Genomic DNA, 15,403 nt, shown 5'->3' on the forward strand with positions numbered 1-15,403 from the left:
CATCCACCTCCTAACTGATATCTCGTATAGCGTATCACGTTTTCCACACTATTGAGACAAGAAACCCCGTTTTTTATACCGCCGAGACCTGCAAAGAGGGGAGACTGAGCTCGTGGAAGCCGCCTCGGGAGGTAGCCGGTTTCTGGATAAGATCGGGCGTGAGCCTCTCTTCGCTCGGGTCAACCTCTTACGCGTGGGAAATCCCCATCTTCCGCCATACGGGGTACCCGGGAACATCGCCTCCTTTGTGCCGACCGGGGGGATCGGTTCTCTTAAAACGCTTCAGTAACGTGCTGCCTGCCCGGAGTTTGAGGTCGGACTCTTTCGCAGGAAGACTTCGTCAACGGAGCGCCCAGATGGCCGATCACGTCGATCTGGCTCCCGGCCAAAATCCCCATGTCCATTACGAGCCCTCCTCGTTGGACGAGCTAAAAGAAGCGCAACCCTCCGGAGAGGAACATACCCCCCTTAGTCCAGGGCCACCTCGTGCGCCAAAGCATCGAGCGACGTAGCGATTACAAGCAGGCGGGCATGACCTACCGTGCCCTGGATGATTGGGAACGGATCGATCTGATTGAAAACCGGGTCAACGGTTTGAAGGGATACCGGCGACACACTCAGGAACGGATGATCGATCATCCGTTCCTGAGTGTGATCCTGATTACGGCCGTCGGGTGGCCGAAGGTTTGGGCATCCATCGAGCAACCGGAAAAACCGCCTCCATCCGGGGAACCATCGGCAACACGGATTCAAGCGGTGCCGTGGAGGATGCGGAGTGAATGGGTCACCCTTCCCAGCCTTACTGACAAACACCTATACCCCCTTGAATAACAGCAAGGGGGGTGTTTTGATGCAAAAAATAACCCCATCAGGGGGTGATGGGGCAGTGACTTGAACTGGGAAAAGGTGAGCAGGAAATTTAAGGCGGGAGGAAGAGCCGATTCTTTCCTGCTCTTTCGATAGATTGCCCGGAGAGGCTAAAGGATATGCGATTTATAATGGTTCACATATTTGTTGCGATAGTGGGAAAGAGCGACTAACGGCCACACATAGCGGTAGCTGTGATAATGAATATAGAATTGGCCGGCCAAACCGGCTCCGGTGGGATACCGCATCCGCCAATCCTGTTTGTCCGCCATCCCCAGGAGAGCCCCCACACCAGCCTCGATTTCCGGAGTAGGCTGATCGTGCCAAGTGATCAAGGCATCCAAGGCCCAGGCTGTTTGAGAGGGGGTACTGGCTTTTAAGGGAATGTAAGTACGCTCGATATCACTCCGGCACGACTCACCCCAACCCCCGTCTTCGTTTTGAACCGATTGCAGCCACTGAATCCCTTTTTGCACGGCGGGGTATGAGCGGGGGATGCCAGCAGCGGCCAGCCCGGTTAAAGCAGCCCAAGTTCCGTAGATGTAGGTGACTCCCCATCGGCCGAACCAGCAACCTTCCTGCTCCTGGTTCCGTTCCAAAAAGCGAACGGCGCGAGCCACCGTTGGATGATTCCATTTCCAACCCAATTCCGTACCGACAAATGCCAAACAACGGCTCGTCAAATCATTGGTAGAGGGATCAGTCCATACGGTGTGAGCATCATCAAAGGGCAAGAGACGGCGGGGCCAAGCTTTATCGGTATTTTTTTCAAAGGCGGACCAGCCTCCGTCCCGATTTTGCATGGACAACAACCATCCGACTCCCCGAGACCAACTTCCGCCCCATGCGGCGGGGTGACAACGATAGGAGGGGGCCATGGCTCGGAGGACGGCGGCGGTATCGTCCAAATCGGGATTCATAGTATTGATATCGGAAAACCCCCAGCCTCCAGGGGGCACACCCGGATTTCGCAAAGACCAGTCGGCCAGACGGGTATGCTGGCGCTGAAGGAGATAACCGAGTCCCTGTCGGATCGCGGGATGTTGCGGCCCACACCCCGCCTGTTGCAACGCATAGGTGGTCAACGCCGTATCCCACAAGTTGGATGTGGTCTCTTGCAGATGCCAACCGTGCTTCACCGGGTAGAGGAAGCTCTCCAGTCCCCCCATCGCCTGCCGCAGGACGGGGTGATTTTTGGAGTAACCCATCCCCATCAGACCAAACATCATCAAAAAGGTGGTGCTGAAATAACTGTACAAGGTTCCGTCCGTCTCCCGCCGGTGTAATAAAAAACGTTCCCCTCGCTGAAGCGCTCTTTTTTTCAGCAGACCCTCCCGCTCCCGCAGCCGAGCCAACCCCAGATCGATCTCCCGCTGAAAATCTTCCATCCCCTTGATCGCCGAGGAACGGGATGCTTTCTCCCCCATCCAATCGGAGAAGTCGAGAGACGGACCCGGAAGATCCACCGAAAAACGGCGGTTGGAGGCTAATAAAATGGGAGCAACATGAACCCGGGTAAACCCGACAAAATCGAAGAAGTTGATCGGAAACCACCATGGGAGCAGCAAGAACTCCGCCGGAACACCCGGGTGATGCGACCAGTCATAGTGGTTGATCAAGGTGAGCATCACCTTGGTCAGGGAGCCGGCCTGATGAATCCCTCCTCTGGAGCGAACAAACTGACGCGCATTGTTGACGATCGGGTCATTCGGTTGCACCACCCCAGCATAGAGCAAGCCTACGATCGACTCGATCGTGGCGGACAAATTCCCCTCTTTTTCATCATGGAACAGTTTCCACGTACCGTCGCCGTTGCCGATGGAACGGATCCGTTCCGCCATCTGTTGAAGGGCTTCCGGCTCTTTTCCGTATAAGCGATACAGCAAAATCATATAGGCATCGGTCATCGGACCGCTTTCAAAGCAGAAGGACCAGCGACCGTCCCCGCCCTGTCGAGATAGCAACAACCGGGTGAGCCGATCCACTTCCCTCTCCACCCCATCCCGATGTTGACCCATCACCATGTTTGTCCCTCCCCCTTTGTACCCCTGCACAAAATCCTTCTCTTTACGATTAATGAAGGAAAGGGGGCAATCATGCGGGGACAAGAATTTTTTTATTTTGGACTGGAAAACTACAGAAGGAACCGGAGGATCCGATCGACGGATGGCTGAATTGGAGCAGCTGAACAAAAGCTTCATCGACGGAGAAAGGGGACGGACGTTGATGAATTTACCATCCGTAAGTGGATTTCGATTCGAAAAGGCGTATCGGGAATATCCCTTTTAACTAAGTGCCGGCGCAACCGAATAATTTCATGCCACGGAGAGATAGTATAACCCAAAACCCTGTGTCAGGAGTGGAATCAACATGAAAATGGAAGCTGTGGAGAAACGATTAAAAAAATGGGGGGAGTTGATCATTACGACAGCCTCGGGTGAGATGTATGAGATCCATCACGGGGACACCTCCTTCGATACGGAACAGCGAGTCATCAAGCTGGAAACTCCCCAAGCCGATTATCTGATTGACGGAGATTCGGTGGAAAATATCAAACAACACTACGGACACAAAGTGGAAGAAGGCGATTAAACGTAAAAAAAGCGGAGAGCGGACAAATCGCCTTCCGCTTTTTTTGTTTTTTCACCTGCTCATTCTGAGCCGTCGATAGAGCCCCCGCGTTGCGAAATGGAGTCCGCCCGGTTCGGTTCGATGTCCTCAAGTTCCCTTCCGCAACCGACTCCCATACGGAGAACATAGCAGCATACGCGGTCCGGATCGACATTCCGCTGCTCTTCTGGCCAATCCCTCCCCCGCAGCTCCACCTGCACGCTGCCGATACCCATCAAGCCGAAGATATTGCGGTCGATTCCCTGGTAGTTGCCCCCGGGGTATTGGAGGACATTGGTAAACCCATCGTGCAGTCGAATCGCTATCCACCACATCGCCCACCCGCCTGGGGATATCCATCATCCGATAAAGACGGAGAGTCCCCAGTCTTTCCATTCCATTGGAACCTTTCCCCCCGTTCATTTTTCATATCCATTTCATCGATTACGCACTCGATCCTTTTATCAAAAAAAGAGAACCGGGTTAGGATTGGACCCGGATATCGCTTCAACGGACCTCGCCGCTGAACAGGTGCTCCATCTCATGCATCCGCCCGTAGCGATCTTTAAACACGATGTGCTTCCGTTCAAACTGGGTCGGGGTATCGATACCGGCGGCAGCAGCGATGTTGTACAGCCCTTCCCGCAAGGAGATCAGATAATTGCATACGCGGTAGGATTTTTCCTCGACAACCAGCGCTTTTTGTAAGGAAGCATCTGTCGTGGCCACACCCACCGGACACCGGTTCGTGTGGCATACCAGCGCCTGAATGCAGCCGACAGACATCATAAATCCGCGGGCGATGTTGACCAGATCCGCTCCCATGGCCAGGGCGACAGCAATGCGGTCCGGTGTCACCAACTTTCCGGAAGCGATCAGTTTGACCCGGTCCCGTACTTGATACTTTCTCAGTAAATCGTCAGCGATGGGAAGCGCTGAGTAAATCGGATAACCCACAGAATCGGCCAACTCCTGATAAGAGGCCCCGGTGCCCCCTTCTCCGCCGTCGATGGTGATAAAATCCGGTCCTTTCCCCGTCGCCGCCATCGTGGCTGCCAATTGATCCAGCCCATCAGTATCCCCCACCACCAGCTTGACGCCGATCGGCTTCCCACCCACTTCCCGCAAGCGTTCGATGAAATCGATCATGGTACGTGGATCGCCAAATTCCTTGAAACGGTTGGGGCTGTCGATGGATTGGTAGGGTTCAACGCCTCGGATCTCAGCGATCTCCGGCGTCACCTTCGCCCCGTCCAGGTGGCCGCCTCGGGTTTTTGCCCCCTGGGCCAGCTTCAATTCAAAGGCTTTCACCTGCTCGATTTCGCTCTTCTCTTTAAATGCCTTCCAGGAAAACTCTCCATCGATTGTACGCACACCGAACAACCCAGGACCGATCTGCATGATCACATCGGCGCCGCCTTTTAAGTGATACTCGGACAGACCGCCCTCCCCGGTATTCATCCATGTCCCACCAGCCAGCCTGAGGCCGGTGGACAGCGCAGTGATGGCCCGGTTTCCCAGCGCCCCGTAACTCATGGCGGACTGACCGACCAACCCTTTAATGCGAAAGGGGTGCCGACAAGTATCCTGTCCCAGGACGACAGCATCCTCATCCAACAGGTAAAACGGATTGACCTCCGCCGACTCCCGATGCTCTTTCCGACGGAACAAGCTTTCGTCGTCGATGGAATACACCTTGGTGGGAATCTTCCGTTCATTATCCACACGCATCTCCTGCTCCTGCTTGGGAAAAAGGGAGTTGCGAATAAAGTAGCCTTCCTCTTCGTAGTTCCGCTCTGTGCCAAATCCGAACAACCGGTGTTTATACTTCGCGGCAATCACCACATCTTCGTACTGCCGACGTGAAAAAGGCTTGCCCTCATTGTCATTGTAAAATAAATACTGCCTCAGCTCCGGACCGATCTTCTCCAGTATGTATCGCATCTTGCCGAGAACGGGGAAATTGCGCAGCACTGAGTGTTTTTTTTGATTGATGTCTTGGAAATAGAGCCAAAAAACAATGACTACCACCGCGATCACGGCGACCACTACCACACCGATCAGCGCGATGAACAGGTTCTCCAGAACATGCACAGGCGTCATCCACCTTTCTGCCGACTGCTCATCTCCTCCGCTAGGATTTCCGAACCGGCGTGAATGATACACTGAAGCATTGCTGGCAATCGTCAATCGCCGTTTCCTCGATAAACCACAAAACAAGGGGCTCCACCCGCCCCTTGTTTTGTGGCATTCCCCTTTCACCTTTCCAAAACTGCGGTTACACCCTGGCCGCCTGCGGCACAGATGGAAATGAGTCCCCGTCCGCCCCCGGATTCGGAGAGAAGCTTGGCCAGCGTGCCCAGTACTCGCCCGCCGGTAGCTGCGAAGGGATGACCGGCGGCGATGGAGCTGCCGTTGACGTTGAGCCTGTTACGATCGATGGCGCCCAGCGGCTGGTCCCGCCCCAATTTCTCACGACAAAACTCCGGCGACTCCCAAGAGGCCAGCGTGCATAGCACGACGGCAGCGAAGGCCTCATGGATCTCATAAAAATCGAAGTCCTGCAGGCTCAAGTTCAGCTTGTCGAGCATGCGGGGAACCGCGTAGGCCGGAGCCATCAATAACCCCTCCCGCTCGTCGATAAAGTCGACGGCAGCCACTTCCCCCGCCACCATATACGCCAGGATGGGAAGCCCCTTCCGCTTGGCCCACTCTTCGGAGGCCAACAGGACGGCGGAAGCTCCATCGGTGAGGGGAGAAGAGTTGGCGGCGGTGATGGTTCCCTTCGCGGAATCGAAAGCTCCTTTCAACTGGCCCATTTTCTCCAGGCTGGTATCGGTGCGCAAGTTGTTATCCCGTTGCAACCCATGGTAAGGCATCACTAGATCGTCAAAGAAACTCTCGTCATAGGCCCGAGCCAAATTTCGGTGACTTTGCAAAGCCAGTTCGTCCTGGGCCCGGCGGCTGATTCCGTAGCGGTCGGCGGTGATCTGAGCGTGCTGTCCCATAGATTTGCCGGTTCGCGGTTCGGCATTGACTGGGATTTCCGGGATCAGGTGCCTAGGTCGGAGCATACTAGCCAGTGCCTTCACCTTTTCCCGCCGGGTGCGGGCGCCGTTGAAGTTCATCATCGCCCGCTGCAGCCCTCGGTTGACGGCAATGGGAGCATCCGATGTGGTATCGGAGCCGCAGGCGATACCAGCGTCGATCTGCCCCAGGGCGATCTTGTTCGCCACCAGAATCGCCGCCTCCAACCCCGTGCCGCAGGCTTGTTGGATGTCATAGGCCGGAGTGTGTGGATGAAGACCAGAGGAGAGCACGCACTCCCGCACCAGGTTCCAATCCCGCGCATGCTTCATCACTGCACCTCCCACCACCTCCCCCAGCAGCTCACCCTGTAGACCGCATTTATCCACGAGACCGGACAGAGTGTCGGTCAGCATCTGTTTGTTGGACAGCTGGGCGTAGGCGGTGTTGGAACGGGCAAAGGGTATCCGGTTGGCGGCGACGATGGCAACTTGACGCGGAGAGCTGTTGTTCATCCCAATCCTCCTCTCTGTTGTTCAATAATGACTATTCCTATTATTTTTACGCCCCCTATTCTACCGAAACCCGGCTTGATTTCAAAACAATGAAGAAACCCCAGCTTCTCACAAGCCGGGGATGGGAAGCCGCATTCAGGCCGAACCACCAGGTTTTTCTCCCCCTGACCCAGAGACAACATGAACCTCTCTAAGTTCGCTTCATAGCCATGTGCATCAAAAGAGCCGTGATAAATATCACTGCGCTAATATACATCATCACGTAGATCGCCTTAATATACACATATCCAAATCCTATCCATATAATCAAACCCACTCCTAAAATGAGATAGGACCAAAACAGCGAAGTCAACATCACTCTTTTGGAAACGGCTTCTGTTCTTTCATCCTGATTAGGTATGCCCCTTTTTTCTGCTCTTTTTCTCCTAAAAATCGATAGAGTAAAAGCGACTATAACACCGATTAATACTGGAGGTAAAAGGTCTAAGCGATTGAAGAAGATATAAAAAACCAAAGTACCAACAATAAAAGCAACCGGGAAAGTAAGATCTCTTTTATTCAATGAATGCCCTCCTACCCGGAACCATCGTAAAAATATCTTCAACTGTATACTATCGATTTTGATTCACGATTTAAATGAAAGAACCCGGAAACACTTCCTCACCCAGCACACTTGTTGTCCATACTCACCCTCCTCGATATTTAACCAAACCCTCATAAGAGACAAACTTTTTTCAAAATTGGGGTTCACATTACAAGTCTACTGTTATATAATAATGACAAATAAAAAGGCACTGTACCACTACAGTTATTGCGGTCGGAAAAACCTAAAGGAGGGCTTATCATGGCTGAACAAAAGACGGAAAAAGTGATCTGTGTGGATTGTGGCCGCCCAATGGACCAACCGTCCTTCATGACTCAATGCGAACACTGCCTCAGCAAAATCGAAGAATAATCCCCCATCAAAAAACCGCCTCCATATGAGGCGGTTTTTTTCCATCTTCCCCAGGGAGGGGGGGGATGACACCGTCGAAGAACTGGTGGGCTCCGGCGATCCGGTGGCCCTTCTGGGGCTGTTGGAGCATCCGGAGCAGGTAAGAGACCAGATTCTCTTATCCAGCTTGGATTCGGCCATCGAAGAGCTGGAAGGGAAGTTGAGTTCAGACTGGAGCCAATGGAAGTGGAGCGACCTGCATCATGCACAATTGAAGCATCCCCTGTGGAAGCGATTGACCGAGGCGGAGCGGAAGCAATGGAATACCTTGACGGGAATCTTTTCTGTCCGTTCATCCATGGAGAGCCACATGGTCTTGATTGACATAGGAGGGGCCCAACACCTCTGACAACTGGCCAAACCCCCGTTTTCGCCATAGGTCGAACTGCCACAGGCGGTCCCGGGCAGCATTAAATCCCTGCACATAAAAGGCGTCTTCCTGGTTTTTGGCGTAGATATGGGGAACGCCCCATTTATCTACCAGAATTTCAGCCGGCTCTTTTAAACCAGGAACCTGGACCGACTGCTGTTCGGTGGGCTGACTTGTCCAACCGACAGTGGTCAAAATCAGGATCACAATCAGCAATCCTGTAAAGAGTCGTTTCATCCTCATTCCCCTCCTCCCCAAATTACCTAAAGATTCGCTAAACCAAAACCAGATCCTTTCAAACTCCCAATAAAAAATTAAAAAACCGCCGTTTCCTAATCCGGAATCCGACGGTTTTTCGTTGCTCGCCTATTCAAACACTTTTTTCAGCTTTTGGTCCATCTTTTGGACCGCTCGCTCGGGGGTTTGTTCCCCGGTGAGGGTTTTGGAGACTTCCACTTGAATGATATCGGAGATCTTGGGGTACTCCGGAGAGACCGGCCGGGGAATCGCCGTTTTCACACTCTGTACATAATCCTCGTTGGCGAACAGAGGATTGGCTTTTTTTACGTCTTTATCCTCATATAAGGGCATGTAGGTGGGAGCGTATCCGCCGTAGACCGCAGAGATTTTTTGTCCTTCGGGTCCGGTCAGAAATTTGACGAACTCCCAGGCGGCTTTCTTTTGGTTGGAGTTTTTGCTGATGCCGGCCATCCACCCTCCGAGGGCAGCTGCCCTCCCCTCGTCCCCCTTGGGCAGGGAGGTGACGCCCACCCGGTCACTCACTTCCGATTTTTGTTCATTGGAGACGTAAGCGTAATGACCCGGCCACTGCCGGTCGAAGACGGTTTGTCCTTCCCCAAAAATCGCATCGGTCTCCACCTCGGTGATCGATGCCAGGTTGCCCGGCACGATATCGGACTTGGCGATTTGGGTCATTTTTTTCAATCCTTGAACCGTATCTTCACTCTGGATCGTCACCCGCCCCTGATCATCCAGGATCTTACCACCGTAGGCTCCGATAAATTCAATAAAGTTACAAACCAGACCTTCGTACTGTTTTCCCTGAAACACATAGCCAAATCGGGTGCCTGCTTCCCCCTGGTGTTCCTCCGCCAGCTGAATCATTTGATCCCAGGTTTCCGGCGGTTGATCGATCAGGTCCTTGCGATAATAGAGCAACCCTTGATCCTGAAAACGGGGCATCGCCCACTGTTGCCCGTTATACATGCCGGCTTGCACAGCTCCTGAGGAGTACTTATCCAGATCGATCCCGTCCCGCTCAATATAACGGTTTAAAGGTTCCAAATAACCCGCCTGAGCAAATTCCGCCGGCCAAATCACATCCATATCAAACACATCGATTTCATCAGAGCCACCGCTAAACATGGTTACATACTGATCATGGCTGATTCCGGTATTGGATGGCATCTCTTTGGATTGGACGTCGATATGGGGATGTTTTTTCTCAAAGGCTTCGATGATCTTTTGCTCCACACCCAACTCATTTTTGTCGTGGGCGTAAACGATGGTGATCTTTCCATCGCCCTCCCCCGCGGCGTCGGACAGGTTTCCGCAGGCGGTCAGGGACAAGATCAGTATCAAGACCCAACCCGCAGAAAGCATTTTCTTGACCATCGTCATACATCCTGCCTCCCCATTCATTTTGCAAATCCCCCGAAAGTGTATACGACGGGCATAAACCGAGCCGCTCGCTTGTCACAACGTTTTTAGGATAAGACCATCCGATCCTCGATCAATTGCTCCTGCAAGAACCAGATGTCCACATCCGCCGGCCGGTCCCCTGACTCCAAACAGAGAGCGGCTGCCGTCCCCGCCGCTTGCCCGGTGCCCATGGCGCTGGGTGTCAGCCGGGAGGTGGCAATCGCTTCGTGGGAGGCGGACAGGCAACGGCCGGCCACCAACAGGTTGTCGATCCGTTGCGGGACCAGGGAGCGATAAGGGATGTCGAAGGCCCCATCCCCAGAAACTCGGGCCACCTCCACATGGTTACCGGAGGGGGAATGGATATCGATGGGATAACCGCTCCGGCAGATCACGTCCGCAAATCTTCTTCCCGCTGTGACATCCTCCTGGGTTAAGGTATACTGGCCCACGATGCGACGGGTTTCTCGGATGCCGATCTGGGCCCCTACGCTGGAGATGCTAGCCGTCTCAAACCCGGGGATCCACTCCTTGAGAAAGTCAGCCACCAGCAACACCTGTTTCCGCCCTTCATATTCCGCTTTGGACAAATCCTCCACATCGGTTCCATCCAAACCCTGTACCCGGGTCATGTTAACCAGTACCTCGTCCTCGGCCGGTCCGGCAAAAAAGAGGACTTGATCCCGTTTGATTGGCAAGCGGGCCCGCTTCCACTGGGAATAAAAGCCCTGCACAGCGGTCAGGGGTAGTTCAGATAACTCCTTGATCGGCGTCTTGGGATAAAAATTGTCTGGATCGGCGAGAATGGCCGCTTTTACCTTTTTTAAATCGACCCCGCGCATACGGAACTTGGTGGTCATCGGCTGGGTTCGCTTATCATCGGGGCGCCCTTTTTCCGTGGGAGCCCCCGCTAGATAGGCCAGGTCCGCATCCCCCGATGTATCGATGAAGAAGTCGGCGGAGACTCTCCTCCGTCCGGATTTGGAGGTGATCTGGATCGTGTCGATGGTGGCGGAATCGCGAAGGCGCAGATCATCTACAAAACTGTGGACCAGAATGTCCACACCCGCTTCCCGCAACATTTCCACTACCAGCACCTTGTACACTTCCGGATCGTAGGGGGTGACTGTATATACAAAGCCGCAGGTGTCCCGCAGATGACCCGGGGAAGCCTTCCGCTCCTTCAGCCGTTCCACGATTTCGTCAGCGATCCCCCGGATCACTTGCTTTCCCTCTCCGGTGTGGAAGGTCATCCAGGGGTAGACCCCCGCGATGGTCGACATTCCTCCTAAAAACCCGTGCCGTTCAATCAGCAGAACCTTCTTTCGTCTCCGACCTGCGGCCAGGGCGGCATTGATACCGGCGGGTCCGCCTCCGACCACGATGATGTCATAATGCTCTCTCATGTTGTCCCTCCTTCGGAATGTTAACGCTAACCTTTTTTCAACTAACTCTCACCACATGCTGAAACTTGCACCCCTCGCAACTCCAGAGGAATCCAGATCTGTTCCCCGTTACAAGGTTGGTCCAACTGCCGGATCAACAGATCCGCCGCTTCCACGCCTAGCCGCTCTTTGGGAAGGCCGATGCTGCCTAAAGTTCCCGATAGGGTGTCGGCAAACAGCCGATGCATCTCCCCGTTATCGTCGAAAGCGATGAGGGAAAGGGAAGGATCCCAGTCGGACCCGCCGGCCTGCAACGCCCAAAAACCCCCGAAAGTGGCATTGGTATTTCCGAAAAGGATAGCGCTCGGCTGAGCGGAGAGCACCCCCTTCACCGCCTGCAATCCATCCTGTTGGGTTTCCACATCCAGGCGGGCCAGGGAAGGAGGCGCAGGGATCCCGGCCTCCCTGTGTGCATGGAGGTATCCGAGATACTTGTCCCGGTCAGCGGGAAATCCCGCTGCATTGGCCACAAAGGCAATGCGCCGATTCCCTGCCTCGATCAGGGAACGAGTCACCTGGGCAAAGGTTTCCCGGTAGTTCAAGGCGACACAGGGTATCGCCCCCTTCACGTCGGGACGGCCGATCACGGCGAAAGGGAAGCGAGCTTTTCTGAAGACTTCCACTTCCTCTTCTGGGATGTGGGCCCCTGCCAGCAGAACCCCCTGTGCCAACTGGGAACCGATCACGCGCCGGGACAAAGGGATGTCTCCCTTTTCTGAAAAAATCAATACATCATATCCTTTCTCAGCAACCCGGCGGCGAAACCCCTTTAAAATCTGATGGTAAAAGGCGGGGTGGGTGTTTTCCTCTCCGTAGACGGCGACCCCCAAAATCCGGGTTTTCCTCGATGCCAGGCTCTGGGCGATCGCGTGAGGCTCATACCGGAGATCGCGAATCACCCGGTTGATCTTTTCCCGGGTCTTTGGGGCGACATGGTCTTTATGATTGATGACGCGGGAGACGGTCATCGCCGACACCCCAGCTCTTTTCGCCACCTCGTTCAAATTGATCCGTTTCATGGTCACTCCTTGATTGTTAGCGCTAACATAAAACCATTATAAGACTATTGACGGAAGATTTCAAACAATGGAACGAAAAGAAGAAACGAAGGCCGAAGAGCCTTCGTTTCTTCTTTATGATTCGTTCCCCTGCATGCGCTGATTGCGCCGATCCTCCAGGTAGCGCTTCACATACCGGAAGCTCATCAGTTTTTTACGATGCTCATCCCAGATGCGAAACTTAAGGGATTTGAGGGAGGAAAACAACTTGATCGGCTTGACGCTTTGGAATAGCTGATTCTCCTCATGGGCTCGGTTCAGGTAATAGTTGGGCACCCGAGGACTGAGATGGTGTATGTGGTGGAAGCCGATGTTACCGGTAAACCATTGCAGCACCTTGGGCAATTTGTAAAAAGAGCTCCCCTTGAGGGCCGCATCCACATAACTCCACTTTTCATCCTTCTCATAATAGGCACCCTCAAACTGGTGCTGCACATAGAAGAGCCAGACACCGGCCCAGCCGGAGATGAGAAAGATCGGTCCCTGAACCAGCAGGAACGCCTTCCAACCGATCGCCCAGCAGAGCATCCCAGCGATGGCGGCGATCCCAACGTTGGTGAGATACGTATTCATCCGCTCTTTTCTCCTGGCCCCCTTGCGGTTAAACCGGTAATCGATCAGAAAGATGTAGATCGGTCCCAGTCCGAACATGATCAAGGGATTGCGATAAAGACGGTAAGCCAGCCGCTTCCAACGGGGCAAAGCCAAGTATTCATCGACGGTCAAGGTCCAAATATCCCCGGTGCCGTGCCGATCTAGGTTGCCGCTGGTGGCATGGTGTACCGAGTGATTGTGCCGCCATTGATGAAAGGGACAACAGGTCATGATGCCTGTTATCGTTCCCAACACCTCATTCGTCTTGCGACTGGGAAAGAAGGAACCGTGACAGCAGTCATGGAAGATGATGAAAATCCGGACCAACAAACCGGCGGCCACGGCGGTCAGGGGCAGGGTCAGCCAGTAGGAGATGGACAAACTCCAATAAGCAGCGTACCAAAGCAGAAAGAAAGGAACAAAGGTATTGACGATCTGCCAGATACTTCGCAGCACATTTGGCTTAGCATACGGTGCGATCAGTTTTTGCCAGTTGATCCCTTTTTGATGGTTTATCGTCAAAAAAACTCTCTCCCCATTATTAAAATCCGCGATTTCGATCTGGGCTTTTATCACTCTTTACACATTAACGTGAGCCGTGTCAAAAAACAATGGTAAAAAACGACGACCATTTATGATTTTGGTGAAATGAAACAAAACCCCTTCAGCTTGTGCCGCTGAAAGGAGTTTTTTATGTTTTCATTTGGTTCCGGCGGCATGAGATCGTTGTAAAAAATCATGCTCCACATCACAATGAGTGGCCAATCGCGCCAATTCTTCACAAAGCTCTTCCGAAATCGGAATGCCAGACTGTTTTCTTTCCATATAACGGTGGTAACGCCGTTCTCCGGGATAAAAAATTTCCGTTGCACCCTGGATCAAGGGAACCGATTTCATCTCTTCGATAAACTGGTCCATCCGCCGATCATATTCCTGACGGTCCATCAGATGCGCCACATGGATGAGGATAAAAAAGTGACCCACATTGGCCGATGAACCCCCTCCATCCATGCTTTGCACATGGGAACCAAAGGCAGCTCCGCTTAACATTCCGGACAGGATTTCGATCGCCGTCGCTAGCGCGCTCCCCTTGGCACCACCGAAGGGAAGCACGGCTCCTTTGAGAGCGGCTTTTGGATCCGTGGTTCTCTCACCGCTCTCATCGATCGCCCAGCCGGAGGGAATCGGCAAACCCTTCTTGGCTGCCAGCATCACCTTTCCCCGGGCTACCACACTGGAAGACATATCGACAATCAAGGGCGGCCGTTTCTTCGTCGGGGGAAAGCCGAAAGCGATCGGATTGGTCCCCAGAAACGCCTTTCTCCCCCCTGCTGGCGGTATACCTGATGGAGAATTGGTCATAGCGATCATGACCATGCCTTCCTCCGCCGCCCTCTGACAATAATAGGAGGCGGCCCCGTTGTGATTGCTGTGGGAAACAGCGGACACAGACACCCCTGTCTGTCTGGCGGAAGTGATCGCCTCAGATACGGCTTGTCGGGAGACGACCTGACCTAAGCCGTTATCGCCATCCACCTGGATCACACCGCCTAATCGCCGCACCCGGATCCGGGGGACGGGATTGATCCTTTTTTCCTGGATCCCGCGGACATAGACCGGCAAGCGACAGATGCCGTGACTCTCGACCCCTTCCAGGTCGGCGCGGAGCAACGCATCCGATACTGTGGCCGCATCCCGTTTTGGAACCCCGACCCGGGTCAGAATCTTTATGGTCAGCCGGTAAAGTGGATCAAAGGAGATTCTCTCCATCACGTTTCCTCCTCATTCACAACTAACATCGACTTTTTTCCCTCCAGCACCTTCAGCACCTCTTCCGCCACCAAACACGCGATCCGGGCTTGCGATTCTTTCGTCAACCCGGCGATATGGGGCGAAAGAATCACGTTCTTCCGGTGGAGCAGGGGATGATCCGCAGGAATCGGTTCTGTTCTCGGCCCATCCGTTCCACATGATGCGGTTTACCGCGTTGCGCCGCCCAAACGGCCCCTTCGCTTTCCAATACCTTTCGGATTTCAAACAGATCCGTCAACGCCGCCCCCTGCAAAGATTCTTTGTCCCAGTTGGCGGAGGAGTGGACGGATACAAAGATCCCAACTCCGTGTTTCACCCGCAAAATCCCCCGCCCCGCCAGGGTTTTTACCGTATCGCGAACCACGGTACGGCTCACCCCAAACTCCCGTGCCAAATCGCGCTCTGTCGGCAGCCGATCCCCTTTGGCCTTCATTCAAGCGCTCGGATGG

The 15,403-nt window shown here is 53.8% G+C and carries 16 protein-coding genes; 3 read left to right on the top strand and 13 right to left on the bottom strand.

Annotated features, from left to right (window positions below):
* Positions 1–486: 486 nt before the first annotated feature.
* Entirely contained in the window at positions 487–831 is a 345-nt protein-coding gene (locus BLP91_RS11270; protein ID WP_176757948.1) for a catalase-related domain-containing protein, read from the top strand.
* A gap of 146 nt (positions 832–977) precedes the next feature.
* Here BLP91_RS11270 and shc read toward each other — a convergent pair whose 3' ends face one another.
* Complete coding sequence (gene shc, locus BLP91_RS11275) at positions 978–2,891, bottom strand: squalene--hopene cyclase (RefSeq protein ID WP_245662242.1); 1,914 nt, start codon at positions 2,889–2,891, stop codon at positions 978–980.
* 346 nt (positions 2,892–3,237) lie between these two features.
* Between shc and BLP91_RS11280 the strand changes: the two genes are divergently transcribed.
* Complete coding sequence (locus BLP91_RS11280; RefSeq protein ID WP_091570997.1) at positions 3,238–3,459, top strand: hypothetical protein; 222 nt, start codon at positions 3,238–3,240, stop codon at positions 3,457–3,459.
* A gap of 59 nt (positions 3,460–3,518) precedes the next feature.
* Here BLP91_RS11280 and BLP91_RS11285 read toward each other — a convergent pair whose 3' ends face one another.
* The 4 genes from BLP91_RS11285 to BLP91_RS11305 all read right to left on the bottom strand — a co-directional run bounded on the left by BLP91_RS11285 (position 3,519) and on the right by BLP91_RS11305 (position 7,581).
* Positions 3,519–3,812: a hypothetical protein gene (locus BLP91_RS11285; protein ID WP_091571001.1), complete on the bottom strand. Its 294-nt coding sequence runs from the start codon at positions 3,810–3,812 to the stop codon at positions 3,519–3,521.
* Between the two features lie 172 nt (positions 3,813–3,984).
* Positions 3,985–5,580 (bottom strand): FMN-binding glutamate synthase family protein, encoded by a 1,596-nt coding sequence (locus BLP91_RS11290; RefSeq protein WP_176757949.1) that lies wholly within the window; start codon positions 5,578–5,580, stop codon positions 3,985–3,987.
* A 155-nt stretch (positions 5,581–5,735) separates the two neighbouring features.
* Complete coding sequence (locus BLP91_RS11295; protein ID WP_091571006.1) at positions 5,736–7,019, bottom strand: acetyl-CoA C-acetyltransferase; 1,284 nt, start codon at positions 7,017–7,019, stop codon at positions 5,736–5,738.
* A 190-nt stretch (positions 7,020–7,209) separates the two neighbouring features.
* Positions 7,210–7,581, bottom strand: a complete 372-nt coding sequence (locus BLP91_RS11305) for a hypothetical protein (RefSeq protein ID WP_091571011.1) — start codon at positions 7,579–7,581, stop codon at positions 7,210–7,212.
* 418 nt (positions 7,582–7,999) lie between these two features.
* On the opposite strand from BLP91_RS11305, the gene BLP91_RS11310 reads away from it, so the two are divergent.
* Positions 8,000–8,362, top strand: a complete 363-nt coding sequence (locus BLP91_RS11310; protein WP_091571014.1) for a penicillin acylase family protein — start codon at positions 8,000–8,002, stop codon at positions 8,360–8,362.
* On the opposite strand, the gene BLP91_RS11315 is transcribed toward BLP91_RS11310, so the two are convergent.
* From BLP91_RS11315 to BLP91_RS11345, 8 genes are all read right to left on the bottom strand, one after another.
* Entirely contained in the window at positions 8,306–8,620 is a 315-nt protein-coding gene (locus BLP91_RS11315; protein ID WP_091571017.1) for a penicillin acylase family protein, read from the bottom strand. The two genes, BLP91_RS11310 and BLP91_RS11315, sit on opposite strands and share 57 nt — an antisense overlap.
* Before the next feature lie 129 nt (positions 8,621–8,749).
* A complete protein-coding gene (locus BLP91_RS11320; protein ID WP_091571018.1) occupies positions 8,750–10,024 on the bottom strand; it encodes an ABC transporter substrate-binding protein in 1,275 nt (424 codons plus the stop codon).
* Between the two features lie 86 nt (positions 10,025–10,110).
* On the bottom strand, positions 10,111–11,451 hold the full coding sequence (locus BLP91_RS11325; protein ID WP_091571021.1) for an FAD-dependent oxidoreductase: 1,341 nt from the start codon (positions 11,449–11,451) through the stop codon (positions 10,111–10,113).
* A gap of 41 nt (positions 11,452–11,492) precedes the next feature.
* Positions 11,493–12,509, bottom strand: coding sequence for a LacI family DNA-binding transcriptional regulator (locus BLP91_RS11330; RefSeq protein WP_091571024.1), 1,017 nt, complete (start codon positions 12,507–12,509; stop codon positions 11,493–11,495).
* A gap of 114 nt (positions 12,510–12,623) precedes the next feature.
* Positions 12,624–13,658 carry a Delta(5) desaturase DesA gene (gene desA / locus BLP91_RS11335; protein ID WP_091571100.1) on the bottom strand — a complete coding sequence of 345 codons (1,035 nt, stop codon included), beginning with the start codon at positions 13,656–13,658 and terminating at the stop codon, positions 12,624–12,626.
* 183 nt (positions 13,659–13,841) lie between these two features.
* A complete protein-coding gene (locus BLP91_RS11340; RefSeq protein WP_091571027.1) occupies positions 13,842–14,912 on the bottom strand; it encodes an Ldh family oxidoreductase in 1,071 nt (356 codons plus the stop codon).
* Positions 14,912–15,082, bottom strand: a complete 171-nt coding sequence (locus BLP91_RS17305; protein WP_143003536.1) for a hypothetical protein — start codon at positions 15,080–15,082, stop codon at positions 14,912–14,914. The genes BLP91_RS11340 and BLP91_RS17305 overlap by 1 nt, the downstream gene beginning before the upstream one ends.
* The gene (locus tag BLP91_RS11345) at positions 15,043–15,387 is read right to left on the bottom strand and encodes a FadR/GntR family transcriptional regulator (RefSeq protein ID WP_091571029.1); all 345 of its coding nucleotides are present in this window, start codon (positions 15,385–15,387) and stop codon (positions 15,043–15,045) included. The genes BLP91_RS17305 and BLP91_RS11345 overlap by 40 nt, the downstream gene beginning before the upstream one ends.
* Positions 15,388–15,403 lie beyond the last annotated feature (16 nt).

The sequence above is a fragment of the Melghirimyces thermohalophilus genome, assembly GCF_900102685.1.
In the GTDB taxonomy this organism is placed as follows: Bacteria; Bacillota; Bacilli; order Thermoactinomycetales; family DSM-45169; genus Melghirimyces; species Melghirimyces thermohalophilus.

What these genes read in the sequence shown, in the direction of transcription:
- BLP91_RS11285 (WP_091571001.1), bottom strand. Translation starts at nt 3,812, where the DNA reads ATGTGGTGGATAGCGATTCGACTGCACGATGGGTTTACCAATGTCCTC.
- BLP91_RS11280 (WP_091570997.1), top strand. Translation starts at nt 3,238, where the DNA reads ATGAAAATGGAAGCTGTGGAGAAACGATTAAAAAAATGGGGGGAGTTG.
- BLP91_RS11295 (WP_091571006.1), bottom strand. Translation starts at nt 7,019, where the DNA reads ATGAACAACAGCTCTCCGCGTCAAGTTGCCATCGTCGCCGCCAACCGG.
- BLP91_RS11290 (WP_176757949.1), bottom strand. Translation starts at nt 5,580, where the DNA reads ATGACGCCTGTGCATGTTCTGGAGAACCTGTTCATCGCGCTGATCGGT.
- BLP91_RS11345 (WP_091571029.1), bottom strand. Translation starts at nt 15,387, where the DNA reads ATGAAGGCCAAAGGGGATCGGCTGCCGACAGAGCGCGATTTGGCACGG.
- BLP91_RS11325 (WP_091571021.1), bottom strand. Translation starts at nt 11,451, where the DNA reads ATGAGAGAGCATTATGACATCATCGTGGTCGGAGGCGGACCCGCCGGT.
- BLP91_RS11315 (WP_091571017.1), bottom strand. Translation starts at nt 8,620, where the DNA reads ATGAAACGACTCTTTACAGGATTGCTGATTGTGATCCTGATTTTGACC.
- shc (WP_245662242.1), bottom strand. Translation starts at nt 2,891, where the DNA reads ATGGTGATGGGTCAACATCGGGATGGGGTGGAGAGGGAAGTGGATCGG.
- BLP91_RS11320 (WP_091571018.1), bottom strand. Translation starts at nt 10,024, where the DNA reads ATGACGATGGTCAAGAAAATGCTTTCTGCGGGTTGGGTCTTGATACTG.
- BLP91_RS11340 (WP_091571027.1), bottom strand. Translation starts at nt 14,912, where the DNA reads ATGGAGAGAATCTCCTTTGATCCACTTTACCGGCTGACCATAAAGATT.
- BLP91_RS11310 (WP_091571014.1), top strand. Translation starts at nt 8,000, where the DNA reads ATGAGGCGGTTTTTTTCCATCTTCCCCAGGGAGGGGGGGGATGACACC.
- BLP91_RS11330 (WP_091571024.1), bottom strand. Translation starts at nt 12,509, where the DNA reads ATGAAACGGATCAATTTGAACGAGGTGGCGAAAAGAGCTGGGGTGTCG.